Source organism: Pseudoalteromonas aurantia, assembly GCF_005886875.1.
In the GTDB taxonomy this organism is placed as follows: domain Bacteria; phylum Pseudomonadota; class Gammaproteobacteria; order Enterobacterales; family Alteromonadaceae; genus Pseudoalteromonas; species Pseudoalteromonas aurantia_A.
In genome coordinates, this window is the sequence record NZ_PNBY01000046.1 from 53,279 (window position 1) to 66,936 (window position 13,658).

Annotated in this window: 14 protein-coding genes; 4 read left to right on the forward strand and 10 right to left on the reverse strand. The window is 41.2% G+C overall.

What is annotated here, in order from left to right:
- Nucleotides 1-352: 352 nt before the first annotated feature.
- Together CWC18_RS10230 and CWC18_RS10235 are read right to left on the reverse strand one after the other, a co-directional pair.
- Nucleotides 353-646 (reverse strand): hypothetical protein, encoded by a 294-nt coding sequence (locus tag CWC18_RS10230; RefSeq protein ID WP_138592340.1) that lies wholly within the window; start codon nucleotides 644-646, stop codon nucleotides 353-355.
- A gap of 3 nt (nucleotides 647-649) precedes the next feature.
- Nucleotides 650-1,219 carry a proprotein convertase P-domain-containing protein gene (locus CWC18_RS10235; protein WP_249930098.1) on the reverse strand — a complete coding sequence of 190 codons (570 nt, stop codon included), beginning with the start codon at nucleotides 1,217-1,219 and terminating at the stop codon, nucleotides 650-652.
- A gap of 150 nt (nucleotides 1,220-1,369) precedes the next feature.
- Here CWC18_RS10235 and CWC18_RS10240 point away from each other — a divergent pair, with 150 nt between their 5' ends.
- Nucleotides 1,370-1,591: a hypothetical protein gene (locus tag CWC18_RS10240; RefSeq protein WP_138592341.1), complete on the forward strand. Its 222-nt coding sequence runs from the start codon at nucleotides 1,370-1,372 to the stop codon at nucleotides 1,589-1,591.
- Nucleotides 1,592-1,833: 242 nt separating this feature from the next.
- A complete protein-coding gene (locus CWC18_RS10245) occupies nucleotides 1,834-4,017 on the forward strand; it encodes an OsmC domain/YcaO domain-containing protein (protein WP_138675211.1) in 2,184 nt (727 codons plus the stop codon).
- A gap of 67 nt (nucleotides 4,018-4,084) precedes the next feature.
- On the opposite strand, the gene CWC18_RS10250 is transcribed toward CWC18_RS10245, so the two are convergent.
- Nucleotides 4,085-4,984 carry a LysR family transcriptional regulator gene (locus tag CWC18_RS10250; RefSeq protein ID WP_138675212.1) on the reverse strand — a complete coding sequence of 300 codons (900 nt, stop codon included), beginning with the start codon at nucleotides 4,982-4,984 and terminating at the stop codon, nucleotides 4,085-4,087.
- Nucleotides 4,985-5,098: 114 nt separating this feature from the next.
- Between CWC18_RS10250 and CWC18_RS10255 the strand changes: the two genes are divergently transcribed.
- On the forward strand, nucleotides 5,099-5,401 hold the full coding sequence (locus tag CWC18_RS10255) for a hypothetical protein (protein WP_138592344.1): 303 nt from the start codon (nucleotides 5,099-5,101) through the stop codon (nucleotides 5,399-5,401).
- Between the two features lie 17 nt (nucleotides 5,402-5,418).
- Here CWC18_RS10255 and CWC18_RS10260 read toward each other — a convergent pair whose 3' ends face one another.
- The 4 genes from CWC18_RS10260 to CWC18_RS10275 all read right to left on the reverse strand — a co-directional run bounded on the left by CWC18_RS10260 (nucleotide 5,419) and on the right by CWC18_RS10275 (nucleotide 8,759).
- The gene (locus CWC18_RS10260) at nucleotides 5,419-5,775 is read right to left on the reverse strand and encodes a HopJ type III effector protein (RefSeq protein ID WP_138592345.1); all 357 of its coding nucleotides are present in this window, start codon (nucleotides 5,773-5,775) and stop codon (nucleotides 5,419-5,421) included.
- Nucleotides 5,776-5,883: 108 nt separating this feature from the next.
- Nucleotides 5,884-7,101 carry a lactonase family protein gene (locus CWC18_RS10265; RefSeq protein WP_138675213.1) on the reverse strand — a complete coding sequence of 406 codons (1,218 nt, stop codon included), beginning with the start codon at nucleotides 7,099-7,101 and terminating at the stop codon, nucleotides 5,884-5,886.
- A gap of 474 nt (nucleotides 7,102-7,575) precedes the next feature.
- Nucleotides 7,576-8,187 carry an FMN-binding negative transcriptional regulator gene (locus CWC18_RS10270; protein WP_138592347.1) on the reverse strand — a complete coding sequence of 204 codons (612 nt, stop codon included), beginning with the start codon at nucleotides 8,185-8,187 and terminating at the stop codon, nucleotides 7,576-7,578.
- Nucleotides 8,184-8,759, reverse strand: a complete 576-nt coding sequence (locus tag CWC18_RS10275; RefSeq protein ID WP_138592348.1) for a GNAT family N-acetyltransferase — start codon at nucleotides 8,757-8,759, stop codon at nucleotides 8,184-8,186. The genes CWC18_RS10270 and CWC18_RS10275 overlap by 4 nt, the downstream gene beginning before the upstream one ends.
- A 175-nt stretch (nucleotides 8,760-8,934) precedes the next feature.
- Here CWC18_RS10275 and CWC18_RS10280 point away from each other — a divergent pair, with 175 nt between their 5' ends.
- The gene (locus CWC18_RS10280; RefSeq protein ID WP_138592349.1) at nucleotides 8,935-10,431 is read left to right on the forward strand and encodes a PLP-dependent aminotransferase family protein; all 1,497 of its coding nucleotides are present in this window, start codon (nucleotides 8,935-8,937) and stop codon (nucleotides 10,429-10,431) included.
- Between the two features lie 61 nt (nucleotides 10,432-10,492).
- On the opposite strand, the gene CWC18_RS10285 is transcribed toward CWC18_RS10280, so the two are convergent.
- From CWC18_RS10285 to CWC18_RS10295, 3 genes are all read right to left on the reverse strand, one after another.
- Nucleotides 10,493-10,972, reverse strand: coding sequence for a histidine phosphatase family protein (locus tag CWC18_RS10285; RefSeq protein ID WP_249348244.1), 480 nt, complete (start codon nucleotides 10,970-10,972; stop codon nucleotides 10,493-10,495).
- 328 nt (nucleotides 10,973-11,300) lie between these two features.
- Nucleotides 11,301-12,995 carry an acyl-CoA dehydrogenase family protein gene (locus tag CWC18_RS10290; protein ID WP_138592350.1) on the reverse strand — a complete coding sequence of 565 codons (1,695 nt, stop codon included), beginning with the start codon at nucleotides 12,993-12,995 and terminating at the stop codon, nucleotides 11,301-11,303.
- Entirely contained in the window at nucleotides 12,988-13,656 is a 669-nt protein-coding gene (locus CWC18_RS10295; RefSeq protein WP_138592351.1) for a 4'-phosphopantetheinyl transferase family protein, read from the reverse strand. The genes CWC18_RS10290 and CWC18_RS10295 overlap by 8 nt, the downstream gene beginning before the upstream one ends.
- Between the last annotated feature and the right edge of the window lie 2 nt (nucleotides 13,657-13,658).

The following is a 13,658-nucleotide window of genomic DNA, read 5'->3' on the forward strand; positions in this document are numbered from 1 at the left end:
TATTTAGTGCTTAGTGCTTGTCTACACATAAGGATAATACGCAAATATCTGTACTTAATATGGTATGAGTTTTGAAATTGGTCAGCGAAATACTTTTTGGGAACACCATGAATATTTAGTTGGCTGATACGTTTGATATGCATTTAGGTGAATTTGTGAATAAGGTTATTTAGAGAATATGTATCAGCGCTATGTGCTAATACATATTCTCACGCGTTTATTACTCTGTTTCTACTGCATCTGGCTTCATGCCAAGTTGCGCTGATATAACACTATCAAGGTTTTGAACTTGAGTAAGCACAAGCGATAGATCCATTGTTTGGTCTTCTATTTTGAAAATTGCGTGTTGTTCTTACGTATAAATCAACGAAAGTCCTAATGAGTCAGCGATTTTCTGAGCAACGACATAGGTTGGCAGTTTAGCCACAACTTCACCGGTTAATGTATACGTCTCATGAGAATTAAGCTCTGCTACTTGGTCGCCAACGTAAAGTGCAGGGGATAGAACTGTTCCTTCACCTTTTGCAAAAGATTGGCCGTTTGAAAGGAATGTGTGATTCGATAATTGCACAGGCTCTGCAATCAAGATTTCCTCTGCTGTTACTTGTGCCATAAAAACGAGCGCTGGGATTAATAATGCTTTCATAATTTATCTCCTATTTATGACCGATGAAACGGATTTTCCAAGAAGTAAGTGTGCCATCTTCTTGGTTATTTCTATGTGTAAAGTGTACGTTAGGCTTGCCTGATGCTGAAAGACTAAAGGTGAATTTTCATTTTGGCCTTGCGTATCAATGAGGCGTAACGTCCATAAGCCGTTAGCTGACTCGCCATAGAAGTTATGAGACAGTATTTGAGTTTCGGTAAAACCTGAACGACCAAAAATAGTCCCAGTACGCGGTGTCATGACTACACTACGTGTCCCTGATGGAGATATGAGCTCTACGGCAACATCTCGGTTGTTTGTATGATCAGTATTTAGCTGAATTTGAACGGTTTCTACAGTGAGTTCTTCTGGTTGTTCAAAATGGCTGTCAACATCCGTCAGTGTGCCGTCAGGGATCAGGATATTGGCAACAGTAGTGTGCCAATCGGTGATCTTTAAAGGTGGTAGAGCTGCCTTTAAAGGGTTTGCGGTTTTATTGACTGACTCTAAGTCGTTACCAATACTGTTGCCGGTGATATATGTTTGATCTCTTGATCTCTTGAACTCGGTCACTTTTCTTCTCAAATATCTGCTTTTCTCTCGCGCGCTACTTTGCACCAAATTGTTGATGCTGGTTTTATGTTCACTGGTTCAGAGTTAATTAAATATATCAGCGTAAAATGCGACTTCTTTGAAAAAAGCAAACTAGAAAGTAGTGTTGTTATGGCAATTGTAATTAGTAGTGTGCTGTTGTTCGTGTTGTCGGTAAGTGTCTTAATGAGTGCCATTGTATATAAAAAAACTAATCTAAAAAGGGCTGGGTTATTTGGCTTGCTGGTGAGTTTTGTATTAATAGGAAGTAGTTATTACGGTGATTTTTGGCAAATGGACGGATGTTTAGACAGCGGTGGTAGGTATAATGAAACCTTGAAGGTGTGTGAGTAAGCTTAACGGGTTTCAAGTTGCGGTATTTTTAGTGCGAAGAGGCGCTTAGATCTACCGCATTTCAACGCGCTCAGGAAAAAAGTAATTTATTTCTGCCGCGATTGGCAATTAACCCAAGACTATTGCCGCGAAAAAGTCGATAATTACGTTAATTTAGATTTGCTTGCTCGCAGGCTGTGTGTGTCTATGTTTTAACATGATATACGTTACGTCGCGCGCAACACCAAACGTGGAATACCTCAATGGAAATTAAAGTTAATTTTCTCGATAACCTGAGACTTGAAGCTAAGTTTGATGACTTTACAGTTGTTGCCGATCAACCAATTCGATATAAAGGTGATGGCTCAGCACCTAGCCCATTTGATTACTTTTTAGCGTCTTCTGCATTGTGTGCGGCTTACTTTGTTAAAGTATATTGTGTAGCCCGTGATATTCCGACAGACGGTATTCGTTTGTCGCAAAACAACATTGTTGATCCTGAAGATCGCTACAACCAAATTTTTCAAATTCAAGTTGAGTTACCTGAAAGTATCTCAGATAAAAACCGTGAAGGTATTCTACGCTCAATTGAGCGCTGTACGGTTAAAAAAGTAGTACAAACTGGCCCTGAGTTTAAAATCGACACGGTTGAGAACTTAGATGAAGATGCGCAAGCTATGCTTATGACGCAAGCTGATAATGGGTCTAGCACGTTTATTGCGGGTAAAGACTTACCCCTTGAGCAAACTATTGCAGACATGACTGGTATTTTAGCTGAGCTAGGCATGAAAATTGAGATTTCATCGTGGCGCAACATCATCCCACATGTGTGGTCTTTACACATTCGCGATGCAGCTTCTCCGATGTGTTTTACCAATGGTAAAGGGTCAACAAAAGAAAGTGCATTATGCTCAGCGTTAGGGGAGTTTATCGAACGCTTAAACTGTAACTTTTTCTATAATGACCAATATTTGGGCCAAGATATTGCAAACAGTGAGTTTGTACATTACCCCAACGAAAAGTGGTTTAAGCCAGACGAAAGCGATGCGTTACCGGCAGAGATACTTGATGAGTATTGTTTAGACATTTATAACCCTGACGGGGAGCTGCGAGGCTCTCACTTAATTGACACCAATTCGGGTAATGTAGCGCGTGGTATTTGCTCAATACCGTACGTACGTCAATCAGATGGTGAAACGGTATACTTTCCATCAAACTTAATTGAGAACTTGTTCTTAAGTAATGGGATGAGTGCGGGTAATAACTTTGAAGAAGCCAAAGTACAGTGTTTATCTGAAATATTTGAGCGTGCGGTTAAAAGACAGATCATTGAACAAGAAATTGTGTTACCTGATGTACCTCGTTCGGTTATTGAAAAGTTCCCGGGGATTTTAGAGGGCATCGAAGGGCTTGAAGCACAAGGCTTCCCGGTTGTTGTTAAAGACGCCTCGTTAGGTGGGCAGTTCCCGGTCATGTGTGTAACGCTAATGAACCCAAAAACAGGCGGTGTATTTGCTTCATTTGGTGCTCACCCTAGCTTTGAAATTGCGCTTGAGCGTAGTTTAACTGAGTTATTACAAGGGCGTAGCTTTGAAGGTCTGAACGATGTACCAAAGCCAACCTTTAACAGTATGGCAGTCGCAGAGCCAGAAAACTTTGTTGACCACTTTATTGACTCTACTGGGGTGATCTCATGGCGCTTTTTCAGTACTAAATATGATTATGCGTTTGTTGAGTGGGATTTCTCTGGTTCAAACGAGCAAGAGTGTGAGCAATTGTTTGGCATTTTGAAAACGCTGGGTAAAGAAGCGTATGTGGCAGAGTTTTCAGACTTAGGCGTAGCGTGTCGTATTCTAGTGCCTGATTACTCAGAAGTTTACCCGGTTGAAGACTTAATTTGGGATAACACCAATAAAGCATTGCAGTACCGTGAAGACATATTGAATTTACATACACTTGATGACGATGCGCTAGCGGATTTGGTTGAACGTTTAGAGGAAAGCCAACTCGATAATTATATTGATATTCGCACTTTAATTGGCGTTGAGTTCGATGAGAATACGGTCTGGGGGCAAGTCACCATATTAGAGCTTAAAACACTTATTTACTTAGCACTTGGCGAATTAGAAGAGGCCATTGAGCTGGTTGATTCGTTCTTACAATATAACGATAACACCGTGGCACGTGGATTATTTTATCAAGCGGTTCATGCGGTACTTGAAGTGAGTCTTGATGACGAACTTGAATTAGCGCACTTTGAAGGCAACTTTACCAGAATGTTTGGACAAGACGTCATTGAAAATGCCATCGGTTCAGTCTCTGGCGATGTGAAGTTTTATGGCTTGACGCCAACAAATATGGCCCTTGAAGGGCTTGATAAGCACTTACGCTTAATTGATAGTTATAAAAAGCTACATCAAGCACGGGCACAAAGAGCAGTTAAATAACTTGATAAATTACATAGCTTTATAATATTTACGCCGGCATATTATTGATTTATATGTCGGCCTTTTATTAAAGCTCTAATAAGGCTAAGCGCTGTTCCACAAAGCTTAAAAAGGTGTCTAGCTTTTTAGAGCTATCCCGTTTTATGCGGTAAATTGCTCCGAGCGTTTTTTGACCCCGCTTTAATTCTGGTAATAACTCCACAAAACCACCCGAGTTAATGTCTTTTTGACAAAAATATGAGGGTAGCATACCAACCCCAACCCCCGCTAATACCGCCTCTCTGATATGAAATCGGTTATTTGCAATTAAATTACCGCTAAAGGTATGCTGAGTGCCATCATCTTGTGACCAAGCGTTTTCGAGGGTTGAGTGACGGGTAACGAGTACATTGTGATGAGCTAAACATTCTAAGCTTACGGGCGTACCGCAACGTGCTAAATAGTCAGGTGACGCCACAAACAGTAATTTAATTTTCAGTAAGCTCATACTATAAAGTGAGCTATTAGGCAAAGTTTTCCACGTGCGAAATGCAATATCTATATTTTCTTCTATTAAGTCTAAGTTTGATGCGGTAAAAATGAGTTCTAATTCAAAGTCAGGATAGGCTTTGAGGAAGTCATTACAAATTTGACTAAAAAGCATCCGGCCGAGTGTATTTGGAAAGGTTATACGTAGCTTGCCTTTTGGCGTGCTATCGAGCTCTTCAAGTTCTTCTTCTAATGATCTAAACCCCTCAAGTAGAACTTGTGCACGTTTGTAGACAATTGCTCCTTCATCGGTAACTGAAAGGGCACGGGTGGTGCGCAGTAATAATGTTTTACCTAAGTGGCTCTCTAGTTGTGATACTGCTTTACTGACAGAAGAGTTAGGTAAATTAAGATGAACAGCTGCTTTTGAAAAAGATCCTTTTTCGACCACTTGATAGAATACATTCAGTAGATGGTATTTGTCCCATTCTCGTCTCATAACAGCCCTTACTATTTCCTTTAAAGAAAAAGGTGCTTTCTTTATTGCCTCTATATTTTCTTTATAGCATAAATATAATGGTTACTTAACGCAACAAAATATCAAGGAGTCAGTATGATTGAGCAGCAGTGTTTTTGTGGAGAAGTGACATACCAGGTATTTTCAGAGTATGCACCACTGCAAAGCGAGCACGATAATTTGCGTTTTGTTAATGCGGTAGGATTGACGATCGACCCCAATAAAATGATACATCGATATGTGAAAAAGGTTGGAGACGCATTTGAACATGCATTTTGCAGTCAGTGTGGATGCCCCATTTACCAAATAGACCACAATGGGCATACCAAGTACTGTATTTGGCAAACAAGCACAGTACCAGGTAGTTTGTATACTGGCGCGATGCAATTTGGGTTGTAATACGCTTTAACGTAATGCTATTTGCCACTTTCAGTCAGAGGCACGGTATCAAAATGGACTTCCTCTAGGCCATTTCGATTTGCCAAAAATGCGCGGATGTTTTGATGGTCATTTTCACCTGGGTGCGCCAGCACATCTTGTCGGTAGTAGTCGCCAAAGCAATGTAGTGTTTGTTGTTTTGTTAAGTTATGCAATTGGGCAAATGAAAAAATCTTACATGATCCTGAATTTGTACCTGCTTCATTGTGCACACCACTGTTTTTGAAAGAAGTAGCTGTAAATTGGTATAAGCTGTCTATCACTTCCATAGTTTGTGTGAAAGAGACTGACTCAGGATTGTCTGTCAAAGATTGCAATAAGATGTCTAGTTTCATACTCTTACCCTAAAATTATGGTGGGGCAAGCATACAATAGAAGGGAACAAATGTTGAGTGAAATATCTGGATAATGGCCACAGTAGTATTTTACTGTGGCCTGGATATCTAGTCTCGAACAATAGATACATCGCCGGTAGTTGAATCATACACAAGTCGCATAGATTCATCGTCACTTAGACTGTATGTACATAAACCATTTTGCGCACTGACGACTTTAAAGTCACCATCTACAGTTGAATAATACCATTTCGTTGAACCATCTTCTCTTTTGCCTCCCGCACCACTTTGGTTAAGTGTATATTTGTGATCTAAAAAATTATTCCACATTCTCGCACAGCGGTTTGCATTAGGATGTTTAGTGATTGTATTGTGGTTACCACCTTGGTCTTTTGACTCTACAGGGAAACCTGCAGCGTTAAAATTGAACGAGCCATCTCTAAAGCCTTCAGCATTGGCGATTTCGCCCGTAAATTCTTTTTCAAGGTAAAAATTGTGAGCGGCAATTACTCCGTCGAGATATAAATTATCGATACTTAAAAGGTTATTACCGCATTCACTCACATAGGTTAAGTCAGCCATATGCCTGGGTCCATCCATCACATATGTCGCTTGTGCTGTATTAGCATCAAGAGAATATATCTGTGCATTTTCATTGGGGTTGCGTGCTGAAACGTAGAGAGTGTCGTCATTACCAACTGCTAAGCCAGACGTCCAATTAAGTCCATGCTCTCCTATTTTGTCTAATGTCATGTCGTTTTCATTGAGCATATACAGTGATTTTGCATTTAATACATACACAATGTTGCCATCGCTCGAATATGCAATATCGCCATGTTTAAAATCGGCATAGCTGGCATCATCAGCTAGCATTTTTCCCATCACGGCTTTTACACCAGTCGCAACATCAAACTGATACATATAAGTTTGACTGGTCGCGAGCAAATAGCTGCCATCAGGGGACATTGCAGAACGCTTAATCGTATACGAGGTCGTATCTGCTAAAGTGCGCTGTTGGCCTGTTGATAAGTCAAATGCATACAGTTTTGACGCTCTAGTGTTACTGTTTACTTTTTCCATCATGTATATGGTGTTACCAAAGCTGGCAACATTGCTAACCGCTGTGGTTGTGCCTGATATCAGCGCATATGTTTGATTCGTTGTGTCTAAATGATACAAACTTTCTTGTTCGCTATTGCTGGTACGATCAATAGCTATTAACCCTGACAAACAGCCGCTACCGTCTGATGCTAAAGTACCGGTGCTGACTGATATGGCACATATTACAGCACACTGTAGTAAGGTTTTAGTGAATGTTCGTGTCATAAGAGACTCCTAAAAGTTACTAATCAGTAGCATTAACTTTGTATTCCGTATTGAGAGGCAAGTGGTGTGTCATTAAATAAAGGCTGGGCTAGAGCTATTAGAGCTTCGGGGGTGTCGCGTTGTTTAAATAACGTCAATTCAGTTATTTATATCTTTTCATAAGGCGTTTTTTCGTAGAGCCTAGTTTGTAGGCTCTACGAAAGAGTATTGTTTGTAAATGATTTTACGCAATCTGCAAGTGTCGTTGCACACTATATTTGTATTATGCGACGCATAGGTGTTTTTTGTGTTTAAAAGCATCAATGCGTATAACTTAGGATGTCAAATAACTAACGTCTGTTATCGCATCAATGTGGTTTAATGGGTACTCAAGGTCATTGCTTTATTTAGGTATTGCTCATCGCTGGTGCGATAAATTAGCTTGGTGTTGTTACTATTTCCATACGTGTGATCATGAAGCACTGTTTTATCAAATTATTTATGAGTCAATGATTTCAGCATGAGTTGCGCTATGCTTGTTTTTCCTTCATCTTGTAAACTAGCAATAGCTTGTTCACGGATCCGCATTGGTTTGTTTTGACTGAGTTTAAAATTCCCTTTGTACTGCGATGCCGTGATACGTAAAAAACGAATTTGTTTAAACATCGCGTTGATCATTTTGTCATTGAGTTTATTCATTTGCCAAGGTGTATCAAAACCCTGTTCAAAGTGGTTTGTTAACTGGATCATTGTTGCTACTTGCTCAGAATGTTCTGTGATTAATTCTAATTTTCCCGTGACTTCGACGTTCGCATAGAGCCAGCTCGGTAATATGTCATTGTTACAATGATTGGGGGATAAATATGCATTTGGGCCATTAAACAGCAATTTTATTGTGTTATTTTCCTGTCGAACAAGGGGGTTATTTGCTGCGATATGGCCAATAAAAGTGCCGGTATCACGGTCAAATAACATAGGTACTTGGCACACGTGGCCCAGTGTTTCGGTAGATGAGCAGCTTAGGATCGTTGCCAGTGGATATTGCGTAATCAGTTCGAATAGCTGTGACTCTGGGATATGTGTAAAGGGTTTTGGCGGATAACTCATAAAAAGTGCTCCAAACGTTGTTTGACACTTGGCCACAGCGTATCAGTGATGCTGTGTATTGCGCTGTTACGAAATGAGCCATTAGGCGCGCGGCGATTTTTGTAGGCTATGCCTTCAAATTGTGCTCCTATTCTGATAATCGCATTACGTGATTTCTCATTTTTTTCGTTCGTGCAAATAGTAACACGTACAAGTTTTAGCTGTTCAAAGGCGTAATTCAAAATTAAGTGTTTAGCATGACTATTAACATAACTTCTTTGCCATGGTACACCAATAAATGTATGACCAACTTCTGCACTGAGATTGTGTTTATCAAGTAGAAAAAGGCGCGTTGTACCGACAACACGATGACTTTCATTATCAATAATGGCAAATGTAAGTTGTTGCTCTTCATCAAATTTTGCAGTGGTTTCTAACCATGTTTGCAAGGTTGCTTCAGATAAACAGTAATTTGTTGGTACCCAACGCCAAATACTTGGGTCTTGTCCTGCGACAAATAACTCTGCCAGGTGTTTTTGAGCGATGGGCTCTAACGTAACTTTACTGCTAGATAGGGTGATTGGCGTTAACATATTTATTCCTTATCTGGGGGGATAAGCGTAAATTACGTTTTTTTGGTTTAATTAATACAACCAGATTTAATAAACTAGCTAGACCAGATAGGCGGCTGATTGGGAGCATTAAGTGGTTTTCTCGGTTGCTTTTGGTATAGTAAATTAAACTTAATATGGTATAAATAATAGACCAATGAATCCAATTCCAGTGGCGTTTTGTAGCGATGGGCCCGCACGTTATTTACAATTAGCAATGGCGATTAGGCGTGCGATTAAAACCGGTGAGCTAAGCCCAGGTATGAAGTTGAGCTCAGCACGAACTATGGCTCAAGCATATGCGTTAAATCGACATACCGTAATGAATGCATTACAAATATTGGTCGCAGAGGGATGGCTTGAGTCACAAGAAAGGTCCGGTTATAGAGTGACTCATAGCTTACCTATAGACAGCAGCCTGCGTCCGGATTTGACGCTTTCAAAGCATCGAACTGTTGCCGTGACTGAACGCTATCAAACGCGAAATTTTAACTGGCCAATCGTCTATGCAGCGCAGGCTTCTTTATCACTGTCTGACTACCGCTATAATTTTGCAGGCGGCTTACCTGATCTGGCGGAGTTTCCATTTGATGAATTTAAACGTGCGTTGGGGAGCGCATGCCAACGCTTAGACACCCGTTTACTCCATTATGGAGAGGTGTCGGGTGTGCCAGATCTTAAAGCGCAGATCACCGCCTATTTAGCAAAAGCTCGGGGCTTAGTAGCCAATGAACTCTTGATTTGTAATGGTTCTCAAGAGGCCTTATTTCTTATTGCAAAAGCATTTATAGCTCAAGGTGCGTGTATTGCGGTCGAGACACTGGGTTATCCGCCAGCACGTAAAGCATTTATTGCATGCGGGGCGACTCTGGTTGATATTCGTCAAGATGAATACGGTTTGTGTGTTGAAGACTTAGCGAAACAATTAAGGGCCCATCCAATTAAGTTGCTGTATTTAACACCGCTACATCAATATCCAACCACTGTGACGCTCTCTATGACTCGGCGTATGCAAATATATCAATTGTGTTATGAGCATGGGGTGGCCATCATTGAAGATGACTATGACCATGAATTTCATTATCGTTGCCAGCCTATCGCCCCTATGGCCAGTGATGACCCTGCGGGCATTGTGATTTATGTCGCGACATTTTCAAAGCTAATGTTTGCGGGCGCTCGCCTTGGTTACATTGTGTGTAGTGACTCGATTATGTCGCAACTAACCGCACTCAAACAGCTGGTAAATCATAAAAATGACGTACTGACTCAGCTTGGCGTTGCACAGTGGATGAAAGAAGGTGGTTTTGAACGTCATGCCAAACGCATGACAAAATTATATAAGAACAACTATCAACACCTTGATAGGTTACTGCAAGCATATCAGGCGCAAGGTTATCCTGTTCGTTATGACAAACCCGATGGCGGTATGGCGATGTGGGTTGATATGGGGGTAAATGTTAACCAATTAAAAGAGAAAGCAAAGTTAAGCGGGGTTTATGTGCAAACGCAAAGTGAATTCTATTTTGAACACAGTATGCGATCATTGCGCGGTGATGCATCTCAATACACGCATATTCGATTAGGTTTTGCAGGGCAATCACCCGACATGCTTGCTAAAGGGTTGCAGATCATTATTGATATACTCTATGAGTGAGGCCATTTAGCCGGTGCGATCTTAAGTCAATGGTTTTTAGCAAGGTTGTAGTAAATAGCTGCTAATTGGATGACAACCTGTCTAGTTGCCAGTGTAACGTGTTGGGCGTTTTCGTGGGCGTTAATACAAATACTTTATCAAATTCTGTTTCACTGATGTGTGTTACGTGGCCGCTGAGCAGTGCGATGAGTTCTGGCGTTGTATTACTGTGACCTGCAACCACAATGGTGCCAGACAGACTGCGTAATGTCTCGGCGAACGCGGGTAACTCGCGTGGGTTGTAAGGTAAAACGGTTAACTTTGTGTGTTCGGCTAGAGGTGTTATTGTTTGTTGCGTGCGGTAGTAACGGGTACTGAACAAAGAGGTTGGTTTATAAGGTGCGAGCATGACAGCCAGTTTTTTTGCGCGCTTGACCCCTTTATCAGTTAAGTGTGGGTTATTCCCCGTCATTTTTTCCGCATGACGAAACAGCACAATTTTTTCAGGTAACGCCACTGATTGCCAAGCAATCACAGCTAATAATGCAAGCACAATTTTCATTTGAGTCTTTGAGTAATTAAAGGTGTGTCGACTTTAGCAAAGCTGTATGAGAGAAGTAAATAACCTCAGGTTTAGATAAGGGTTTTGGAATAGAAAATATTTTGAAAACAAACTTACATACAATCCAATGATGATATTTTGCTCAATACAAGGCGCTTTTATGCAGTAATAGGGGGCTATTACAAATGAAATCAACGCCGAGAGTGAGAAAAATAGCTTTATTGGGCAAATCCGCTTATTCAGAGCTGAGGTTCAATAGGCAGGTCTCCCTGCCAAAGTGCGTAATGTATTATGGCCACTAAGCCGTCAGTAAAAGTGGGTACTGATATTATTTAGGCAGTGCTAACAATGAGTACATAGATTGATTTTGGTGTTGTGTGTCTAACGTGCTCAGTAATGCACTACTCGGTACCCATAAATCGCTATCATCTAGTATTACTGTTAACAAGTCTTGCGCAATATCAGATTGACCAAGGAGGGGGTGTGATGGGTTAAAAATGACATACAGTGCACAACAGCTGGTAGCAAATAGTTGCGTATATTGCTTAGTGGCTGCGAACCTTACCACGCTTGCCGGTTCATTTTGCTCGTTGTGTTGTAATGTTTGTATTGTGTCGCACCAACTTAAAATATGCTGTTTTAGGGTATGTAACACGGATTGCAGGTTTGCATCTAATGTATCAAATTGACGCTGTTCTGTTATCGCTAAGAATGATGCTAAAACAGGGTCTTGCCCCATATTGCTTACGCTTAACATCGCACTGCTTATTGTACTGAGTGATGTTGCCGTGTTTAAGTCAAACCAAGCTGCTATATCAGGGTGTACACATGGGTTATCTAGTAGCTTGCTCGCAATTGCATTCGTTTGTGATGAAATAAGTCCGAGGTTTAATTGACTACTGCCATCAAATAAAGAAACCACCGCGTTGTCTCTTTGCATTTTTTGGAACATGCCCGCTTGATACTCATCACGTAAATAATATCGAGCGCCTAAAATGACTTTAAGCTCGTCAATAGCAAGCTCTGTGGTTTTGGGTACCCAGTATTTGCAACTTGCAGAGTAGACACTCAAGCTTTTTCCGGCATAATTTAGGGTTTTACTGCTGGCTAAAGAAACCATTTCAGCCACCAGCAACTTAGCGAAGCTGCGGCCAAGCCCTTGTTGAACGGTTGGCATATCTAATACGGTTTTTTGATATAGTGTCCGTGATTTAGCAAAGTCATAGGTTAACCTGAGACAGGTATCGAATGCCCCTAAGGAAAACCCTGCACACAAAATACGCGAAATTTGCAGTGCTTTTAATACGCCATACATACCCGGTTCATTCGTTTGAATTATTGCGGATTTTGGGACCTGTGTATTGCGAAAGCGGATCCCACTTATATCGGCACAGCGGATCCCATGAGTATTGATCTTTTCAATGTTTTCGAAGTCTTTAATACAGGTTTTATCAAGCAATAATACCGCTAATGACTCGCGCTGATTATGATCGTATTTACGCACCAAAATAGTCATAGTGTGACCTTGAGTTGCGTTATTTATCAGCCATTTCTCGCCATTGAGCTGATAGCCATCGGCGTGTTCTGTTGCACTTACCTCGCTCGCCAGTAGGTTACTACCATGACGTTTTTCAGTAAGTGCTAGGCACCCTAAATGACCCTGAAGAATATGTTCTGCTAGCAAGGTTTTTTGTGTTTGATCGCCACATAACCATACAGGCAAAGCACCAAGCATGGTTTGCCCAGTAGCAATGGCTGCCGTTAAATCTCGCCGAGATAGCGTTCTACAGAGCAACAGTAGCTCTGAAAGCTCATGAAGTTTCCCACCCATTTCGGTAGGAACAAAGTATGAGAAGTAACCGATGTCCTTTAAATAATGAATATAGTCATCAGGAAAAGCTTGTGCTTCGTCCAGGGTTACAGAGCGGACGAAATTAATCTCGCTTTGTTCATTTGTGGGGTCGCCAAGCGTTGTTTCAAAGTGCTGAATAGTTTTTAAAAAATCGTGGGTTAGATCAGTCATAAATAGGTTCTGTCAATAAAATATCATGGTTGTGTAGCTGCCATGTGTGGCGACGCCAGTGCGTCAACTCAGTGTATGGGTTTGTCGCAATGATGACTCGGTTGGTGTGCCAAGCGCTAATACGCACTGTTTGGCAGAATGTCACAAATGGACCTGTGCCAACGGCTTTGTATAGCGCTTCTTTGAAGCACCATAGTTGTGTGGCGCTGGGTATTACTTGTACGTCACCCTGTGAAAGTTCATCTTTTGAAAACCACGGTTCTGGGGCTGTATCAAAACGACTTTGATGTTCTGTGTCTACGCCAAAAGGTGACTCGCTCAACGCTGCTATGGCTAAATCTGATGTGTGGCTAATCCCAATGGGCTGACCCGATATGGCGCAAAAGGGGGCTCCTTGGGTATTTTTAACCAAAGACAGCTGTTTGGTTGTGATATTGTGACATTGGTATTTTTTAAGTAACCACTTTGCCGCAAGTCGAGCGCCAAGCCAGCTAAGTGCTGGCTTTTTGTATATAAAGTTATGGTAAGTTGCTAACTCATCAGCGCTCAAATTTGACATAAGTTGTTGTTGTATTGCAGGGACCTTAAGCCGCAACATCAGTTGCGGCAAGTACACAGCATATACGTCACTGTTTGTTGAAGCTGTTAAATGAGAAAGCATGC

What these genes read in the sequence shown, in the direction of transcription:
- CWC18_RS10230 (WP_138592340.1), bottom strand. Translation starts at nt 646, where the DNA reads ATGAAAGCATTATTAATCCCAGCGCTCGTTTTTATGGCACAAGTAACA.
- CWC18_RS10240 (WP_138592341.1), top strand. Translation starts at nt 1,370, where the DNA reads ATGGCAATTGTAATTAGTAGTGTGCTGTTGTTCGTGTTGTCGGTAAGT.
- CWC18_RS10245 (WP_138675211.1), top strand. Translation starts at nt 1,834, where the DNA reads ATGGAAATTAAAGTTAATTTTCTCGATAACCTGAGACTTGAAGCTAAG.
- CWC18_RS10250 (WP_138675212.1), bottom strand. Translation starts at nt 4,984, where the DNA reads ATGAGACGAGAATGGGACAAATACCATCTACTGAATGTATTCTATCAA.
- CWC18_RS10255 (WP_138592344.1), top strand. Translation starts at nt 5,099, where the DNA reads ATGATTGAGCAGCAGTGTTTTTGTGGAGAAGTGACATACCAGGTATTT.
- CWC18_RS10260 (WP_138592345.1), bottom strand. Translation starts at nt 5,775, where the DNA reads ATGAAACTAGACATCTTATTGCAATCTTTGACAGACAATCCTGAGTCA.
- CWC18_RS10265 (WP_138675213.1), bottom strand. Translation starts at nt 7,101, where the DNA reads ATGACACGAACATTCACTAAAACCTTACTACAGTGTGCTGTAATATGT.
- CWC18_RS10270 (WP_138592347.1), bottom strand. Translation starts at nt 8,187, where the DNA reads ATGAGTTATCCGCCAAAACCCTTTACACATATCCCAGAGTCACAGCTA.
- CWC18_RS10275 (WP_138592348.1), bottom strand. Translation starts at nt 8,759, where the DNA reads ATGTTAACGCCAATCACCCTATCTAGCAGTAAAGTTACGTTAGAGCCC.
- CWC18_RS10280 (WP_138592349.1), top strand. Translation starts at nt 8,935, where the DNA reads ATGAATCCAATTCCAGTGGCGTTTTGTAGCGATGGGCCCGCACGTTAT.
- CWC18_RS10285 (WP_249348244.1), bottom strand. Translation starts at nt 10,972, where the DNA reads ATGAAAATTGTGCTTGCATTATTAGCTGTGATTGCTTGGCAATCAGTG.
- CWC18_RS10290 (WP_138592350.1), bottom strand. Translation starts at nt 12,995, where the DNA reads ATGACTGATCTAACCCACGATTTTTTAAAAACTATTCAGCACTTTGAA.
- CWC18_RS10295 (WP_138592351.1), bottom strand. Translation starts at nt 13,656, where the DNA reads ATGCTTTCTCATTTAACAGCTTCAACAAACAGTGACGTATATGCTGTG.